Origin of the sequence: Stenotrophomonas sp. Ste96 (assembly GCF_024519495.1) — a bacterium.
In the GTDB taxonomy this organism is placed as follows: domain Bacteria; phylum Pseudomonadota; class Gammaproteobacteria; order Xanthomonadales; family Xanthomonadaceae; genus Stenotrophomonas; species Stenotrophomonas bentonitica_A.
The window spans coordinates 738,707-751,359 of record NZ_JALJRX010000001.1; the positions used below are offsets into that span (position 1 = coordinate 738,707).

The following is a 12,653-nucleotide window of genomic DNA, read 5'->3' on the forward strand; positions in this document are numbered from 1 at the left end:
CGCAGGCCGACGTAACGTTCCGACAATGTAGGGCGCCCACCATGAGGCTCCGGTTGTTCCCCTTCGGCAGGTCCATGCACGTCCGTTTCCGTTTTTCGCGTCCTTCTTCCGCTCTGCTTGGCCTGGCCCTGGGCACTGCGTTGACCGCCACCGGCGCCCAGGCCGCCGATGCCCCCGAAGCGGGCAGGAAAGGAAGCGTCGGCATCGCTGTTGTCGCCCTCAAGGCCCCGTACGCCGGCTATGACACCGATCGTCTGGCCGCCCCGATCGTCAGCTGGGAAGGCCGCTCGTTCTTCTTCCGCGGTGGCAGCGTGGGCTATCGCCTGCACCAGACCGCGCAGTCCGAACTGGCACTCACCGCCTCGCCGTACGTGATGCGCTTCAAACGCCGCGACAGTCATGACCCGCAGCTGCGCCAGCTGGACAACCGCAGCCTGTCCGGGATGCTGGGCGTGTCCTGGCGCCACCAGGCCGACTGGGGCGTGCTGCAGGCCAACGCGCAGGCCGAAGTGACCGGGCACGGGGGCGGCTTCTCGGCCGATGCCCGATACGCCTACCCGGTTCCCGCCGGCCGCGTGACCTTCATGCCTGCGGTGGGGGTGACCTACACCAGCGCCGATCTCAACGACTACTACTTCGGCGTCAGCCAACGCGAAGCGGCCCGTAGTGGCCTGGCCCATTACTCGGCCGGCAGTGGCGTGTCGCCGTACATGGACATTGCCGCGGTGATGCCGCTGGGACGGCGCTGGACCGCGACCGCATCGATCCGTCGCACGTCGCTGGCCGATGCCGTGCGCGACAGCCCGATGACCCGTGGCGATCACATGGACACCGCCGCCCTCTCCCTCAGTTACGGATTCTGATCATGCGTCAGGGAATCGTACGTCGTGTCGCGGATCTGGCCTTGCAGATCGAACCGGACCGCGCCGCCGTTCTTGAATGGATTCTGCATTCCCCCCTGCCCGCGCTCGACGGGCAGACCACGTTCGAACTGGCCTGCCAAGGCCAGGGCGAACGCGTCGTCGCGCTGCTGGACACCCTGCTGCGGCAGGGCGGTCCGGCGCTGCCACGCGGCTGAACCCACGTTTTTCCCCCACCGGTGTCCTGGAGGCGCGAATGCACAACGCAACCGATACCCTGCTGCTGCGAGCAGCCAATGACGACCTGGCCGCGCATGCGATCGTGGCCAATCTCCACCGCGCGATCCAGCAGCGCATGGACCGTGACAGCCAGGCCCATGGCCGGTTCTCGCGTGCCTACATCGCCGAGCTGTTCGATATCGGGCGCACCATCAGTGCGCAGTGCCGGCCGCACCACGTCGACAGCGACTGGATCACCGCACGGCGTGCGTGGCTCGATGCGGTCCTGCGCGAACATCCGCTGGACCGTGGTGATGCGCAGCTGACCGCCGCACGGCATGCCGCCGATGGCTTCCTGCTCCGCGCCTGCGTGCTCGGCTGTGACGCCACGCCGGACGCGGCGACCGAGCGCGTGCGTGATGCCCTCATCGCCATGACCCGGCCGGCGCGCTGAGCGACATCGCACACCGCCCTGCGGGCGGGTGTCGCCGACACCTGCACATGACCGCCGAAATCACCGTGCTACATTCCGGCCAAGGGGCAGGCTGACTGCGCCTGATGCCGGTATCGGCCGGCCTGGAGCGTGCGCATGCGGTGTTCGGCCCTGCTGGTTTCCCTGCTGTTCTCCGGTGCGGTGCACGCGCAGCAGGACGCGCCGCCGGACCTGGCCTTCGATCGCCCCGGCATCGGCTTTGCCGCTTCGACCCTGCCACGCGGTGGCGTGGCGCTCGAGGCGGGGCTGCCCGGTTTCAGCCGCGACCGCGACGACGCGGGCGTGCTGAGCACGCAGTACAGTGCCGACATCAACCTTCGTATCGGATTGGCCAGCCATGTGGAACTGCAGGCCTTCACCTCGCCCTGGAACCAGCTGCGCGTGGCACCGCGCAATGCCCCCGCCGAGCGCAGCAGCGGTGCCGGTGATGTGGGCGTCGGCCTGAAGTTCGCCCTGCCCCTGCCCTCGGACACGCACGCCGTGGCGCTGTTGGCCAGCACCACCTTCGCCACCGGCTCGCGCGACTTCAGCGAAGGCGCCACGCAGTACGCGCTGGGTGCGAGCTACGAGTACGCGTTCAACGATCACTGGACCGGCGCGCTGTACGCCAATGTCACCCGCGGTGGCAGCGAGGACAGCGTGACCTGGGCACCCAGCCTGAGCTTTGCCGCCACCGATACCATCAGCACCTATCTGGAGGCCGGCTTCACCGATACCGACGGTGAGCCTTCGACCGGAATAGCGGGGGCTGGCATCACCTGGATGGTGACCCCGACAGTCCAGCTGGATGCCTCGTTCGACGTGGGCCTGGATGAGGACAGCCCGGACACGCAGGCCGGGCTGGGGGTATCGGTGTATTTCCAGTGAGCTGCGTGTGCTGGAACGAGAGCCACCAATGAAAAGGCCTGCGCGAAACCGCGCAGGCCTTCGTTCCTGACCGTTGGCGCAGGCGCGCGCCGGGTCAGGTGACCTTCTTGGCGACGGTCATGCCCAGTACGAACAGCACGACGGCGATGATGATGCCCGCCCAGAAGAGGAACTTGGCAATGCCGATGGCGGCGCCACCGATGCCCGCAAAACCGAGGGCGCCGGCGATCAGGCCGATGACAGCAAAAATGATGGCCCACTTGATCATGATGATCCTTTCCCCGAATCGGGTTGAATGACAGGACTCCACGGTAGCCACTGGGCTGTCTCACCTTCGTGAACGCGTCGGCTGAACGGTGTGAAGTCAGGGGCGGGCCATGAGCTGCATGTTCATCGGCTGATACCGCAGGCCGGAGGATTCGGCCGCCTCGCCTGCGCACGCAAAGCCATAGCGCTCATACGCCGGCACCGACGACAGCGAAGCGCTGACACTCAGCACGTCCACGCGTGCGTGATCGATCATGGCGGCCATCAGCGCCTTGCCGATGCCCTGCTGCTGAGCGGCAGGGTCCACGAACAACATCGCCACGTGGCGGCCCTCCTTGAGCTCGGCCACACCGACGATACGGTCCTGCTGTTCGAACACCAGCATGAGGTTGTCGTGCGACATCCGCGTACGGAATCCTTCCACCGAAGCGATGCGGGAAAACGTCTCGATACCAACTGGGGTCAGTGAATCGGCCACCGATCCCATGAAGGCCGCCATGCAGATGCGGCTGGCCTGTTCCAGATCCGCCGCTACCAAGGTGCGCACCGCCATCTTTTTCTCTTTCCTCGTCCATGGGGTTGAGCAGTCACTCTACCCCGATGGCCCCTACCCGCCCATCCTTCGTCGCATGCGCGGGGCAGGCGAGGAATCCTCATCCGGCACATCGGGCAGGGGCGAGCGCTCGGCGGTACTGCTGCCCCGGCCCAATCGCCAGCCCCGAACACCCGCGTGCGCATGCTTGGCCCCTGCGCATCGCCCTGCGCGCCACGATCATCTCCAGATGATCCAGCGCCGGATGCTGGCCGGCGGCATTGGGCGCCGTGGGCACGCGCCTCAGGCGATACGCCTGTCGATCAGAACGTGTGTTCCGGGCCGGGGAACGTGCCTGCCCCCACCTCTGCCGCGAACTCACGCGCCGCCTTCTGCAGCAGCCCGTGCATGTCTGCGTACTGCTTCACGAAGCGCGGCAGCTTGCCGGTGCGCAGCCCGGCCATGTCCTGCCAGACCAGCACCTGTGCATCGCACTCGCTGCCCGCCCCGATGCCGACGGTGGGGATCTTCAGCGCCGCGGTGATCTGGGCGGCAACCGCGCCGGGCACCATCTCCATCAGCACGGCGAACGCACCTGCCGCCTCCAGCGCACGCGCCTCCTCGATCAGGCGGGCGCCATCGTCGCCCCGCCCCTGCACGCGGAAGCCACCCAGCTGATGCTCCGACTGCGGCGTGAAGCCAATGTGCGCCATCACCGGAATGCCACAGCTGACCAGTTTGCGCACCTGGGGCACCATCTCGATGCCGCCCTCCAGCTTGACCGCATGCGCCCCGCCTTCCTTCATGGAAACGCACGGCGGTATGGAAGCACTGCTCCGGCGAGGCCTGGTAGGAACCGAACGGCAGATCGGCGATCACCAGCGGCCGTCGCGTGCAGCGGCTCACCGCGCGCACCAGCGGCATCAGCTCATCGACCGTGACCGGCAGCAGCGAGTCGTTGCCGAACACGTTGTTGGACGCCGAATCGCCGATCAGCAGCACCGGAATGCCGGCGTCTTCGAAGATCGCCGCGGTATACATGTCGTAGGCGGTGAGCATCGCCCACTTCTCGCCGCGCTCCTTCATCTGCTGCAGATGCGGGATACGCATGCGCGGGGCCGGGACCGGGGCACTGCCCGGGGTCGCGTAGGGATGGAGCTGTTCGGTCATGCGAAGGATCCTGGTGGGGGAACAACGTGGGGTCAGAGTGTGCCGGTTCCGCTCAGCAAGAGCACCGCGATCAGGATCATCGCGGCGCCCGAGATGCGGCCGACCACGCGTGATGCACGCGGGCGGGTACGCAGCACGGCACCGGCGCCATACCCCACGGCCAGATAGACCGCCGCGCAGCTGACCAGATGCACCATGCCCAGCGCGAGGATCTGCACAGGCATCGCCCATGCCGCGCTGGCGGAAATGAACTGGGGCAGCAGCGCCAGGAACAGCAACAGCACCTTGGGATTGAGCCCGCTCACGCAGGCGCCCTTGACCGCCCAGTGGCGCCAGCCCGCCACGGCCTGCCCCGCTTCGGCGGCGGCGACCGGCGGATGGCGCAGCAGCCCGATGCCCAGCCACAGCAGATACAGCGCGCCCAGGACGGTCAGTACGTGCAGCGCGACCGGTGCCTGGGCGAACAGCGCGCCGACGCCCGCAGCGACCAGCCCGATCGCCAGCAGGTGACCGGACAACAACCCGGCCACCGCCGGCACTACCGCGCGCCCGCGCAGGCCGGCAGCGATCGCGTGCGCCCAATCCGCGCCGGGGGTGAGCACGAAGAGGATCGAGACCGCCCAGAAGGCGGCAATGACGCTGGGTTGCATGGGGGTCCAAAGGGCGGTCTTGCCGCGATCCGTGTGCCAGACAGAAGAATATTCCCGCTCCTTTGGAATGTGCTTCCAAATACTTGCCCGGCACGGCCACTCAGGAGGAAACTCTCGCGCATGGACATCACCGACCAGCGGATTCTTGCCGAGCTGCAGAAAGACGGCCGCCTCACCGTGACCGAACTGGCCGAGCGCATCGGCCTGAGCGTCTCGCCCTGCCACCGTCGCGTGCGGGCGCTGGAACAGTCCGGCGCGATCCGGGGCTACCGCGCCGAGCTCGATCCCGCCGCGCTGGGCCTGAAGTTCTCGGCGCTGGTGTTCATCACCCTGCGCGACGGCGACCGCCACGCCGTGGACGCTTTCGAGCAGGCCGTCGCCGAGGTGCCCCAGGTGCTGCAGGCGCAGCGCCTGTTCGGCGATCCGGACTACCTGCTGCACGTCATCACCCGCGACCTGGCCGCGTTCCGGCAGCTTTACGACGAACACCTTTCCGCCTTGCCCGGCGTGCAGCGGCTGACCTCGACCCTGGTGATGAAGGACGTGGTGATCGACCGGCCATTGCCGTTGCACGGGCATTGAGGTAGCCGCACTGAAGCGTCCCCCGCGCGGTGGCTCAGCGCTCGCCGAGGAAGCTTCTGACCTCGGTCCACAACGCGACACGGCGCGGCTGCAGGTGCAGCCAATGGTTGCCCCCGGAAATCTTGACGTCGCGTTTGTCGCTGGCACCGCGCAGTGCATCGAAGAGACGTCGCGCGTCCTCATCGGTGGTGACGTGATCCCATTCGCCGCGCACGATCAGCACGGGAATCTGGATCAGCGCACTGTCAATCAGGGACTGTCCGCCCCATGACGCGGTGACATCGGCTGATGGGCCATTCGGAATGCGTACCGACGGGGGTGTTCGTTGTGATGCCGTTGCGTCGCTGGCCAGGTAAGCCGCACACCATCGATCCAGTTCGGCCTCATCGACCGGCGTGGGCAGATCCTCAGGCATGCCGGTACGTTGGCGGGGCCGCTGCGCTGCTTCGTCAATCAATGCCCAGGTCTCGGTGGGACTCCCCATCGGAGTGCCATCGCGGGGCACGAGCGGGCCGAACAGCACCAGCCGCGACACCCTGTCGGGGTACTGGATCACCGCGCGCTGCGCGGGCAAGGTGCCCCAGGAGTGTGCGATCAGATGGATGCGGGCCTCTGGCCTGACCCTGCGGATGTACTGCAGCGCCACACCGATCTGTTCGGCAGCCGCGTCGTATCGACCGAAGGGTGAGCCAGCGTTCGTCTCCGCGGAAAATGCCCTTGGCCGCTGCGCGTCGCCGTAGCCGGCGAAATCCAGTGCCCAGGCATCAAATCCGGCCTGCTGCAGATCATCCATCCAGGACACACCCTGCATCCTCCACCCCACCGCCAACGCACTGGGAAACGTGGCGCCGTGCACGTACAGGACCACATCACCGTCCGCGGGCTGGCGATGGAGGGCAAGCTTGAGCGATTCGCCAGCATGCTGCCATGGCAACGTGTATGACTGGGTAGGAGGCAACCGGGATGGACCTCGCCCGCCAACGGGAAACACACTCGCACCCAAGGCGAGTCCAGGAAGTTTCAGCATCGCTCTGCGCTTCATGGGATCAGTCATGTGAAGATGCGCGCAGTATCCTGCGCGCCCCGCCCTCAACGCTTCGGCGAGTATCGAACCATGACCACCCTGCCCCCTATCGCCCGGATTGCGAGCCTGATCGGTGATCCGGCACGTGCGCGGATGCTCTCGGCCCTGATGGATGGCCGCAGCAGAACCGCTGGCGAACTGGCACGGGAAGCGACGATCGCACCACAGACGGCCAGCAGTCATCTCGCGAAACTGGTCGAAGGCGACTTGCTTGTCATCGAGAAACAGGGGCGACATCGGTATCACCGATTGGCCAGCGCCGAGGTGGCGCATGCGCTGGAAGCGATGCTCGTCGTGTCGGCTGCGACCCAGCCCCGCCATCGGGTGGGGCCTGCGGACACCGGGCTTCGGCGCGCGCGTGTCTGCTACGACCACATGGCCGGTGAGATCGCCGTACAGCTGACCGAGCACTGGCTTCAGCGGGGCTGGTTCGTCATCAACGGCGACACGTGGCAGCTGACCGCATCGGGCCGCGAGGGCCTTCAGGCGATGGGGGTTGTCCTTCCCGCCGGGCAACGAAGGCCAACGTTACGCGGCTGCATGGACTGGAGCGAACGCCGTTGTCACATGGCAGGCCAACTCGGCATGGCCCTGCTGCAGGTGATGCTGGCGCAGGACCTTGTGAGGCAGCGACCAGGATCGCGCGTGTTGAATCTCACCGCTCACGGCGAGCGTGAGTTGGCCCGCTGGCTCAGGTAACGCGTGAAACGCCGCAGGTACCGAGCAGCCAAAAAGAAAAAAGGCCTGCGCATCGCTGCACAAGCCTTTGATCGAATCACCAACATTGGTCGGGACGGCCGGATTTGAACCGACGACCCTCTGCCCCCCAGGCAGATGCGCTACCAGGCTGCGCTACGCCCCGATGATGCTGGCAATGTCCCCGCCTCTCAGCGGGCCGACGAGTATAACGGGTTTGGGTGAAAAATGGTTCAGCGGCGCAGCAATTGCAGCACTTCTTCCAGTTCCATCCGCGTCTGCTTGATGATCTGGTTGCTCAGCGCCGATTCCTCGCGCGCATCGGCACCTTCCAGGCGCAGGCGCGCACCGCCGATGGTGTAGCCCTGCTCGTAGAGCAGGCCGCGGATCTGGCGGACCATCAGCACGTCGTGGCGCTGGTAGTAGCGGCGATTGCCCCGGCGCTTGGCCGGCTCCAGGCTGGGGAACTCGGTTTCCCAGTAGCGCAGCACGTGCGGCTTGACGTCGCACAGTTCGCTGACCTCACCGATGGTGAAGTAGCGCTTGGCCGGTATCGGCGGAAGTTCTCGGTTACTGCCCGGATCCAGCATATGCCTCTACCCTTTCCTTGAGCTTCTGGCCCGGACGGAAGGTGACCACCGTACGGGCGGAAATCGGAATTTCCTCACCGGTCTTCGGGTTGCGACCCGGGCGCTGGTTCTTGCGCCGCAGGTCGAAATTCCCGAAGCCGGACAGCTTCACCTGACGTCCCTGTTCCAATGCTTCACGCAGCACATCGAAGAACGCGTCGACAAATTCCTTGGCTTCGCGCTTGTTCAGACCGACTTCGTCGAACAGCTTCTCGGCCATCTCCGCCTTGGTCAATGCCATTGCCTGCTATCCCCCATGCTTCCCGCTCAACCGCGGATCCGGGCGTGATGTTCACGCTCCATGGCAGAGACCGCCTCGGCCACCACCGCATCCACGTCGCGGTCCGTCAGAGTGCGCGACTTGTCCTGCAAAATCAAGCCCATAGCGAGACTCTTGAAGCCCGGCTCGACCCCCTGGCCGACGTACCGGTCGAACAGCGTGACCTCGCGCAGCAGCGGGCCGGCAGCCCGGCGCAGGGTGGCTTCCAGGTCGGCCCAGGCGGCGGCCTCGGGCACCAGGAAGGCCAGATCGCGGCGCATCGACGGGAAGCGCGACAGCTCGGTGGCGCGCGGCAGGGCGCGGGCGGCCAGCGGGGCCAGGTCCAGCTCGAAGGCGACCACGTCCACGTCGATATCCATGGCCTTGGCCAGGCGCGGGTGGATCTGGCCGATCCAGCCCAGGCTCACGCCGTCACGGTAGACCTCGGCCGAGCGTGCCGGGTGGCCGTACGGACGCTGCGAGGGCCTGAACTCGAGCTCGGCGCCGCTGGCAGCGGCCAGCGATTCCAGGTCGCCCTTGAGGTCATGGAAGTCGACCTTGCGGGTCGGCAGGCCCCATTGCTGGGTGTCGGTATCGCCACAGATCGCGGCAGCCACGCGCTGGGTTTCCAGCGGCGCGGGCTGGCCCTCGCCAGCCTGCTGGTGAAACACGCGCCCCAGTTCGAACAGGCGCACGCGGCCCAGCTGGCGGGCGGCGTTGCGGCCCAGGGTGGCGACCAGGCCCGGCAGCAGCGACGGGCGCATCACCGCCAGTTCGGCCGACAGCGGGTTGGCCAGCGCGACCAGCCCCTCGCTCAGCTGCCACTGTGCGAGCAGCGCGGCATCGACGAAGGCGTAATTGATGGTTTCCTGCAGGTCACGGGCCACCAGCTGGCGGCGCACGCTCAGGTCGTCCAGGCGGGTCTCGGTCGGCATGGCGATGCGCGAGGCACCGCCCGGCAACGTGGTCGGGATCTGCTCATAGCCGTGGATACGGGCCAGCTCTTCGATCAGGTCTTCTTCGATGGCGATATCGAAACGGCGGCTCGGCGCGGTGACCTGCCATCCATCGGCGGTCGCGGCCACGTCCATGCCCAGCGCACGCAGGATGCGCTCCACATCGGCATCGGCGATCTGGATGCCCAGCACGCGCGCGATACGGGCGCGGCGCAGGCCGATGGTGGCGGTCGCCGGCAGATCGGCGTCGCGCACGGCCTCGGTGACCGGCGCCGGCGTGCCGCCAGCCAGGTCCAGGATCAGGCGCGTGGCGTACTCGATCGCCGCGCGCGGCAGCACCGGGTCGACGCCACGCTCGAAGCGGTGGCCGGCATCGGTGTGCAGGCCCAGCTTGCGGCCACGGCCCATGATTGCGGCGGGCGCGAAGTGCGCGGCCTCCAGGAACACGTTGGTGGTGTCGTCGGTGACGCGCGTATCGAAGCCGCCCATCAGGCCGGCCAGCGCGATCGGGCGGTCGGCATCGGTGACCAGCAGGAAGCTGTCGTCCAGCGCGGCGTCGCGACCATCGAGCAGCTTCAGGGTCTCACCGGCACGCGAACGACGCACGCCGATGCTGCCCTGCAGGGTGCCCAGATCGAAGGCATGCATCGGCTGGCCGAGTTCCAGCATGACGTACTGGGTGACGTCCACCAGCAGCGACACCGGGCGCACGCCACTGCGGCGCAGGCGCTCGGCCATCCACAGCGGGGTCGCGGCACGGGCGTTGACGCCCTCGATCACGCGACCAACGTAACGCGGCGCTTCGGCGCCAGCGTCCAGCTGGATGGACAGTTCACGCGTGCCCACGGCGGCCACCGGCGCAGCGTCGAACGGCACCACTTCACTGGCGCACGCAGCGGCCACGTCGAAGGCGATGCCGCGGATGCTGAAGCAGTCGGCGCGGTTCGGGGTCAGCTTGATCTCGATGCTGGCGTCGGGCAGGCCGAGGTACTCGACCAGGGTCTGGCCAACGGGGGCATCGTCGGGCAGTTCGAACAGGCCGGACGCATCGGTGTCCAGGCCCAGCTCCTTGGCCGAGCACAGCATGCCGTTGGATTCCACGCCGCGCAGCTTGGCCGGCTTGATCTTCAGATCGCCGACCTGGGCGCCCACCATTGCCAGCGGTGCGACCAGGCCCGGGCGCGCGTTCGGCGCACCGCACACGATCTGCAGGTGCTCGCCCTGCCCCGCATCGACCTGGCAGATCTGCAGGCGGTCGGCTTCGGGATGGCGTTCGGCGGAAATGATCTTCGCCACGACCACATGCTGCAGGCCATCGCCCAGCGCATCGACCTCTTCCACTTCCAGACCGATCGCGGTCAGCACCGCGCTGAGTTCATCGCGCGAGACGGTGGTCGGGACGTGGCTGCGCAGCCAGTTTTCAGAGAATTTCATGGTGTCACCCTGGTGGGCCCGGCGCAGGCGCCTGGGCCGTGATGAATGGTGGTGCGACGTAGCGCCGGGGGCTGCCCGGCGGTTCCGCTGTTACGCGAACTGCTTCAGGAACCGCACGTCGTTTTCGAAGAACGCGCGCAGGTCGTTGACGCCGTAACGCAGCATCGCAAAGCGCTCCACGCCCAGGCCGAAGGCGAAGCCGGTGTAGCGCTCCGGATCGATGCCGACGCTGCGCAGCACGTTCGGGTGGACCATGCCGCAGCCAAGCACTTCCAGCCAGCGGGTGCTGCCGTCAGGCTGCTGCCAGGCGATGTCCACTTCCGCGCCGGGTTCGACGAAGGGGAAGTAGCTGGGACGGAAACGCATCTCGAAATCGCGCTCGAAGAACGCGCGCACGAACTCGGACAGCGTGCCCTTCAGATCGGCGAACGTGGAGTGCTCGTCGACCAGCAGGCCTTCGACCTGGTGGAACATCGGCGAATGGGTCTGGTCGCTGTCGCTGCGGTACACCTTGCCGGCCGCGATCATGCGCAGCGGCGGAGCGTGCTCGCCCATGTAGCGCACCTGCACACCGGAGGTATGCGTGCGCAGCAGGCGGCCATCGCCGAAATAGAAAGTGTCGTGCATCGCGCGCGCCGGGTGGTGCGGCGGGAAGTTCAGCGCTTCGAAGTTGTGCCAGTCATCTTCGATTTCCGGGCCTTCGGAGAGCTCGTAACCCAGGCGGCCGAAGATCTCGGTGATGCGCTCCAGGGTACGGGTCACCGGGTGCAGGCCACCGCGCTCTTCGCGACGGCCCGGCAGGGTGATGTCGATCGCTTCGGCGGCCAGGCGCGCGTCCAGCGCAGCGTCTTCCAGCACGGTCTTGCGATCACCCAGCGCGCTGGTCAGCGCGTCACGGGCACGGTTGATGGCTTCGCCGGCGGCTTTGCGCTCATCGGCCGGCAGGCCACCAAGCTGCTTGAGCTGGGCGGTGATGCTGCCGTTCTTGCCCAGCAGGGCCACGCGCAGGGCTTCCAGCGCGTCGGGGCTCTGGGCAGCGGCCACGTCGGCCAGTGCCTGCGTGGTCAGGGATTGGATGTCACTCATGGATAGCCGGAGCCTCGCGTCGGTATGCCATCGCGATGCGCGTCGGGCCGACCCCCGTCGCCAGCGCTGTCGATCGATGGCACCGGGAGGGCCACCGCCAACACAAAAAAGAATGGGGAAGGACTTGCGCCCTTCCCCATGCATTTGCCTTACCCACAGCCGTTGCGCGTGAACGGCAACGGCAGGGGAATGGACTTATGCCGCCAGTGCGCCCTTGGCCTTTTCGGCCAGTGCAGCAAAACCAGCTGCGTCGTGCACGGCGATGTCAGCCAGAACCTTACGGTCCAGGGTGATGCCGGACTTGAGCAGGCCGTTCATGAAACGGCTGTAGCTCAGGCCGTTGATGCGGGCAGCCGCGTTGATGCGGGTGATCCACAGCGAACGGAAATTGCGCTTCTTCTGCTTACGGCCGATGTAGGCGTACTGCTGTGCCTTGATCACGGCCTGCTTGGCAACGCGGAAGACCTTGCGGCGAGCGTTGTAGTAACCCTTCGCCAGGGTCAGAATTTTCTTGTGGCGGCGACGCGCCTGTACGCCACGCTTTACTCGTGCCATGGGTCAGTCCTCAGAGGTAGGGAAGCATACGGTTCAAACGGCCTGCGTCTTCTGCACGAACATGGTTCGTCTGACGCAGATTGCGCTTCCGCTTGGTCGACTTCTTCGTGAGGATGTGGCTGCGGTTGGCGTGGCCAGCCTTGAACTTGCCGGAGGCGGTCTTGCGGAAACGCTTGGCCGCCGCCCGGTTGGTCTTGATCTTGGGCATTGCTATGTCCTTGATGATGTTTTGTCACTGACCAGGGCGGTGGCATTGCCACACTTTCCGTCCGTGCCCTTGCCTGCTTGTAAGCCCGGGATCCCCGATGGGAACC

17 protein-coding genes, 1 tRNA gene and 1 pseudogene are annotated in these 12,653 nt (G+C 66.8%); 6 read left to right on the forward strand and 13 right to left on the reverse strand.

Annotated elements, in window-relative coordinates:
- Positions 1-74: 74 nt before the first annotated feature.
- The 4 genes from OC373_RS03475 (at position 75) to OC373_RS03490 (ending at position 2,439) form a co-directional block, all read left to right on the forward strand.
- Entirely contained in the window at positions 75-863 is a 789-nt protein-coding gene (locus tag OC373_RS03475; RefSeq protein ID WP_261997092.1) for a MipA/OmpV family protein, read from the forward strand.
- A 2-nt stretch (positions 864-865) separates the two neighbouring features.
- The gene (locus OC373_RS03480) at positions 866-1,078 is read left to right on the forward strand and encodes a hypothetical protein (protein ID WP_046273230.1); all 213 of its coding nucleotides are present in this window, start codon (positions 866-868) and stop codon (positions 1,076-1,078) included.
- 38 nt (positions 1,079-1,116) lie between these two features.
- Positions 1,117-1,533 (forward strand): hypothetical protein, encoded by a 417-nt coding sequence (locus OC373_RS03485; protein WP_261997093.1) that lies wholly within the window; start codon positions 1,117-1,119, stop codon positions 1,531-1,533.
- 135 nt (positions 1,534-1,668) lie between these two features.
- Positions 1,669-2,439, forward strand: a complete 771-nt coding sequence (locus OC373_RS03490; protein WP_070425573.1) for a transporter — start codon at positions 1,669-1,671, stop codon at positions 2,437-2,439.
- A 94-nt stretch (positions 2,440-2,533) separates the two neighbouring features.
- On the opposite strand, the gene OC373_RS03495 is transcribed toward OC373_RS03490, so the two are convergent.
- The 5 genes and pseudogenes from OC373_RS03495 to OC373_RS03510 all read right to left on the reverse strand — a co-directional run bounded on the left by OC373_RS03495 (position 2,534) and on the right by OC373_RS03510 (position 5,058).
- Entirely contained in the window at positions 2,534-2,707 is a 174-nt protein-coding gene (locus OC373_RS03495; protein ID WP_070425574.1) for a DUF1328 family protein, read from the reverse strand.
- A gap of 96 nt (positions 2,708-2,803) precedes the next feature.
- The gene (locus OC373_RS03500) at positions 2,804-3,259 is read right to left on the reverse strand and encodes a GNAT family N-acetyltransferase (protein ID WP_019182773.1); all 456 of its coding nucleotides are present in this window, start codon (positions 3,257-3,259) and stop codon (positions 2,804-2,806) included.
- Positions 3,260-3,561: 302 nt separating this feature from the next.
- Positions 3,562-4,044 (reverse strand): 3-methyl-2-oxobutanoate hydroxymethyltransferase, encoded by a 483-nt coding sequence (locus tag OC373_RS03505; protein WP_261997094.1) that lies wholly within the window; start codon positions 4,042-4,044, stop codon positions 3,562-3,564.
- A 55-nt stretch (positions 4,045-4,099) separates the two neighbouring features.
- Positions 4,100-4,408, reverse strand: a pseudogene (locus OC373_RS18920) (3-methyl-2-oxobutanoate hydroxymethyltransferase); the annotation flags it as partial.
- Between the two features lie 32 nt (positions 4,409-4,440).
- Positions 4,441-5,058: a LysE family translocator gene (locus OC373_RS03510; protein WP_019182770.1), complete on the reverse strand. Its 618-nt coding sequence runs from the start codon at positions 5,056-5,058 to the stop codon at positions 4,441-4,443.
- Between the two features lie 120 nt (positions 5,059-5,178).
- On the opposite strand from OC373_RS03510, the gene OC373_RS03515 reads away from it, so the two are divergent.
- Positions 5,179-5,640 (forward strand): Lrp/AsnC family transcriptional regulator, encoded by a 462-nt coding sequence (locus tag OC373_RS03515; RefSeq protein WP_070425576.1) that lies wholly within the window; start codon positions 5,179-5,181, stop codon positions 5,638-5,640.
- A gap of 34 nt (positions 5,641-5,674) precedes the next feature.
- On the opposite strand, the gene OC373_RS03520 is transcribed toward OC373_RS03515, so the two are convergent.
- Entirely contained in the window at positions 5,675-6,694 is a 1,020-nt protein-coding gene (locus OC373_RS03520) for an alpha/beta fold hydrolase (protein WP_083279780.1), read from the reverse strand.
- A gap of 60 nt (positions 6,695-6,754) precedes the next feature.
- Here OC373_RS03520 and OC373_RS03525 point away from each other — a divergent pair, with 60 nt between their 5' ends.
- Positions 6,755-7,423 carry a winged helix-turn-helix domain-containing protein gene (locus OC373_RS03525; protein WP_070425578.1) on the forward strand — a complete coding sequence of 223 codons (669 nt, stop codon included), beginning with the start codon at positions 6,755-6,757 and terminating at the stop codon, positions 7,421-7,423.
- An 86-nt stretch (positions 7,424-7,509) separates the two neighbouring features.
- Here OC373_RS03525 and OC373_RS03530 read toward each other — a convergent pair.
- From OC373_RS03530 to rpmI, 7 genes are all read right to left on the reverse strand, one after another.
- Positions 7,510-7,586, reverse strand: a tRNA-Pro gene (locus OC373_RS03530).
- Positions 7,587-7,653: 67 nt separating this feature from the next.
- On the reverse strand, positions 7,654-8,010 hold the full coding sequence (locus OC373_RS03535; RefSeq protein ID WP_019182707.1) for a MerR family transcriptional regulator: 357 nt from the start codon (positions 8,008-8,010) through the stop codon (positions 7,654-7,656).
- Positions 7,991-8,290: an integration host factor subunit alpha gene (locus OC373_RS03540; protein ID WP_005410432.1), complete on the reverse strand. Its 300-nt coding sequence runs from the start codon at positions 8,288-8,290 to the stop codon at positions 7,991-7,993. Before OC373_RS03540 ends, OC373_RS03535 begins: the two co-directional genes overlap by 20 nt.
- Positions 8,291-8,316: 26 nt before the next feature.
- Positions 8,317-10,698, reverse strand: coding sequence for a phenylalanine--tRNA ligase subunit beta (gene pheT / locus OC373_RS03545; RefSeq protein WP_261997095.1), 2,382 nt, complete (start codon positions 10,696-10,698; stop codon positions 8,317-8,319).
- Positions 10,699-10,788: 90 nt separating this feature from the next.
- Positions 10,789-11,784: a phenylalanine--tRNA ligase subunit alpha gene (locus tag OC373_RS03550; protein WP_019182705.1), complete on the reverse strand. Its 996-nt coding sequence runs from the start codon at positions 11,782-11,784 to the stop codon at positions 10,789-10,791.
- 195 nt (positions 11,785-11,979) lie between these two features.
- Complete coding sequence (gene rplT, locus OC373_RS03555; RefSeq protein WP_017355264.1) at positions 11,980-12,339, reverse strand: 50S ribosomal protein L20; 360 nt, start codon at positions 12,337-12,339, stop codon at positions 11,980-11,982.
- A gap of 10 nt (positions 12,340-12,349) precedes the next feature.
- Complete coding sequence (gene rpmI / locus OC373_RS03560; RefSeq protein ID WP_017355265.1) at positions 12,350-12,547, reverse strand: 50S ribosomal protein L35; 198 nt, start codon at positions 12,545-12,547, stop codon at positions 12,350-12,352.
- Between the last annotated feature and the right edge of the window lie 106 nt (positions 12,548-12,653).

Excerpts from the sequence above, each read along its gene's own strand:
- OC373_RS03475 (WP_261997092.1), top strand. The coding sequence starts at position 75 with ATGCACGTCCGTTTCCGTTTTTCGCGTCCTTCTTCCGCTCTGCTTGGC.
- OC373_RS03480 (WP_046273230.1), top strand. The coding sequence starts at position 866 with ATGCGTCAGGGAATCGTACGTCGTGTCGCGGATCTGGCCTTGCAGATC.
- OC373_RS03485 (WP_261997093.1), top strand. The coding sequence starts at position 1,117 with ATGCACAACGCAACCGATACCCTGCTGCTGCGAGCAGCCAATGACGAC.
- OC373_RS03490 (WP_070425573.1), top strand. The coding sequence starts at position 1,669 with ATGCGGTGTTCGGCCCTGCTGGTTTCCCTGCTGTTCTCCGGTGCGGTG.
- OC373_RS03495 (WP_070425574.1), bottom strand. The coding sequence starts at position 2,707 with ATGATCAAGTGGGCCATCATTTTTGCTGTCATCGGCCTGATCGCCGGC.
- OC373_RS03500 (WP_019182773.1), bottom strand. The coding sequence starts at position 3,259 with ATGGCGGTGCGCACCTTGGTAGCGGCGGATCTGGAACAGGCCAGCCGC.
- OC373_RS03505 (WP_261997094.1), bottom strand. The coding sequence starts at position 4,044 with ATGAAGGAAGGCGGGGCGCATGCGGTCAAGCTGGAGGGCGGCATCGAG.
- OC373_RS03510 (WP_019182770.1), bottom strand. The coding sequence starts at position 5,058 with ATGCAACCCAGCGTCATTGCCGCCTTCTGGGCGGTCTCGATCCTCTTC.
- OC373_RS03515 (WP_070425576.1), top strand. The coding sequence starts at position 5,179 with ATGGACATCACCGACCAGCGGATTCTTGCCGAGCTGCAGAAAGACGGC.
- OC373_RS03520 (WP_083279780.1), bottom strand. The coding sequence starts at position 6,694 with ATGACTGATCCCATGAAGCGCAGAGCGATGCTGAAACTTCCTGGACTC.
- OC373_RS03525 (WP_070425578.1), top strand. The coding sequence starts at position 6,755 with ATGACCACCCTGCCCCCTATCGCCCGGATTGCGAGCCTGATCGGTGAT.
- OC373_RS03535 (WP_019182707.1), bottom strand. The coding sequence starts at position 8,010 with ATGCTGGATCCGGGCAGTAACCGAGAACTTCCGCCGATACCGGCCAAG.
- OC373_RS03540 (WP_005410432.1), bottom strand. The coding sequence starts at position 8,290 with ATGGCATTGACCAAGGCGGAGATGGCCGAGAAGCTGTTCGACGAAGTC.
- pheT (WP_261997095.1), bottom strand. The coding sequence starts at position 10,698 with ATGAAATTCTCTGAAAACTGGCTGCGCAGCCACGTCCCGACCACCGTC.
- OC373_RS03550 (WP_019182705.1), bottom strand. The coding sequence starts at position 11,784 with ATGAGTGACATCCAATCCCTGACCACGCAGGCACTGGCCGACGTGGCC.
- rplT (WP_017355264.1), bottom strand. The coding sequence starts at position 12,339 with ATGGCACGAGTAAAGCGTGGCGTACAGGCGCGTCGCCGCCACAAGAAA.
- rpmI (WP_017355265.1), bottom strand. The coding sequence starts at position 12,547 with ATGCCCAAGATCAAGACCAACCGGGCGGCGGCCAAGCGTTTCCGCAAG.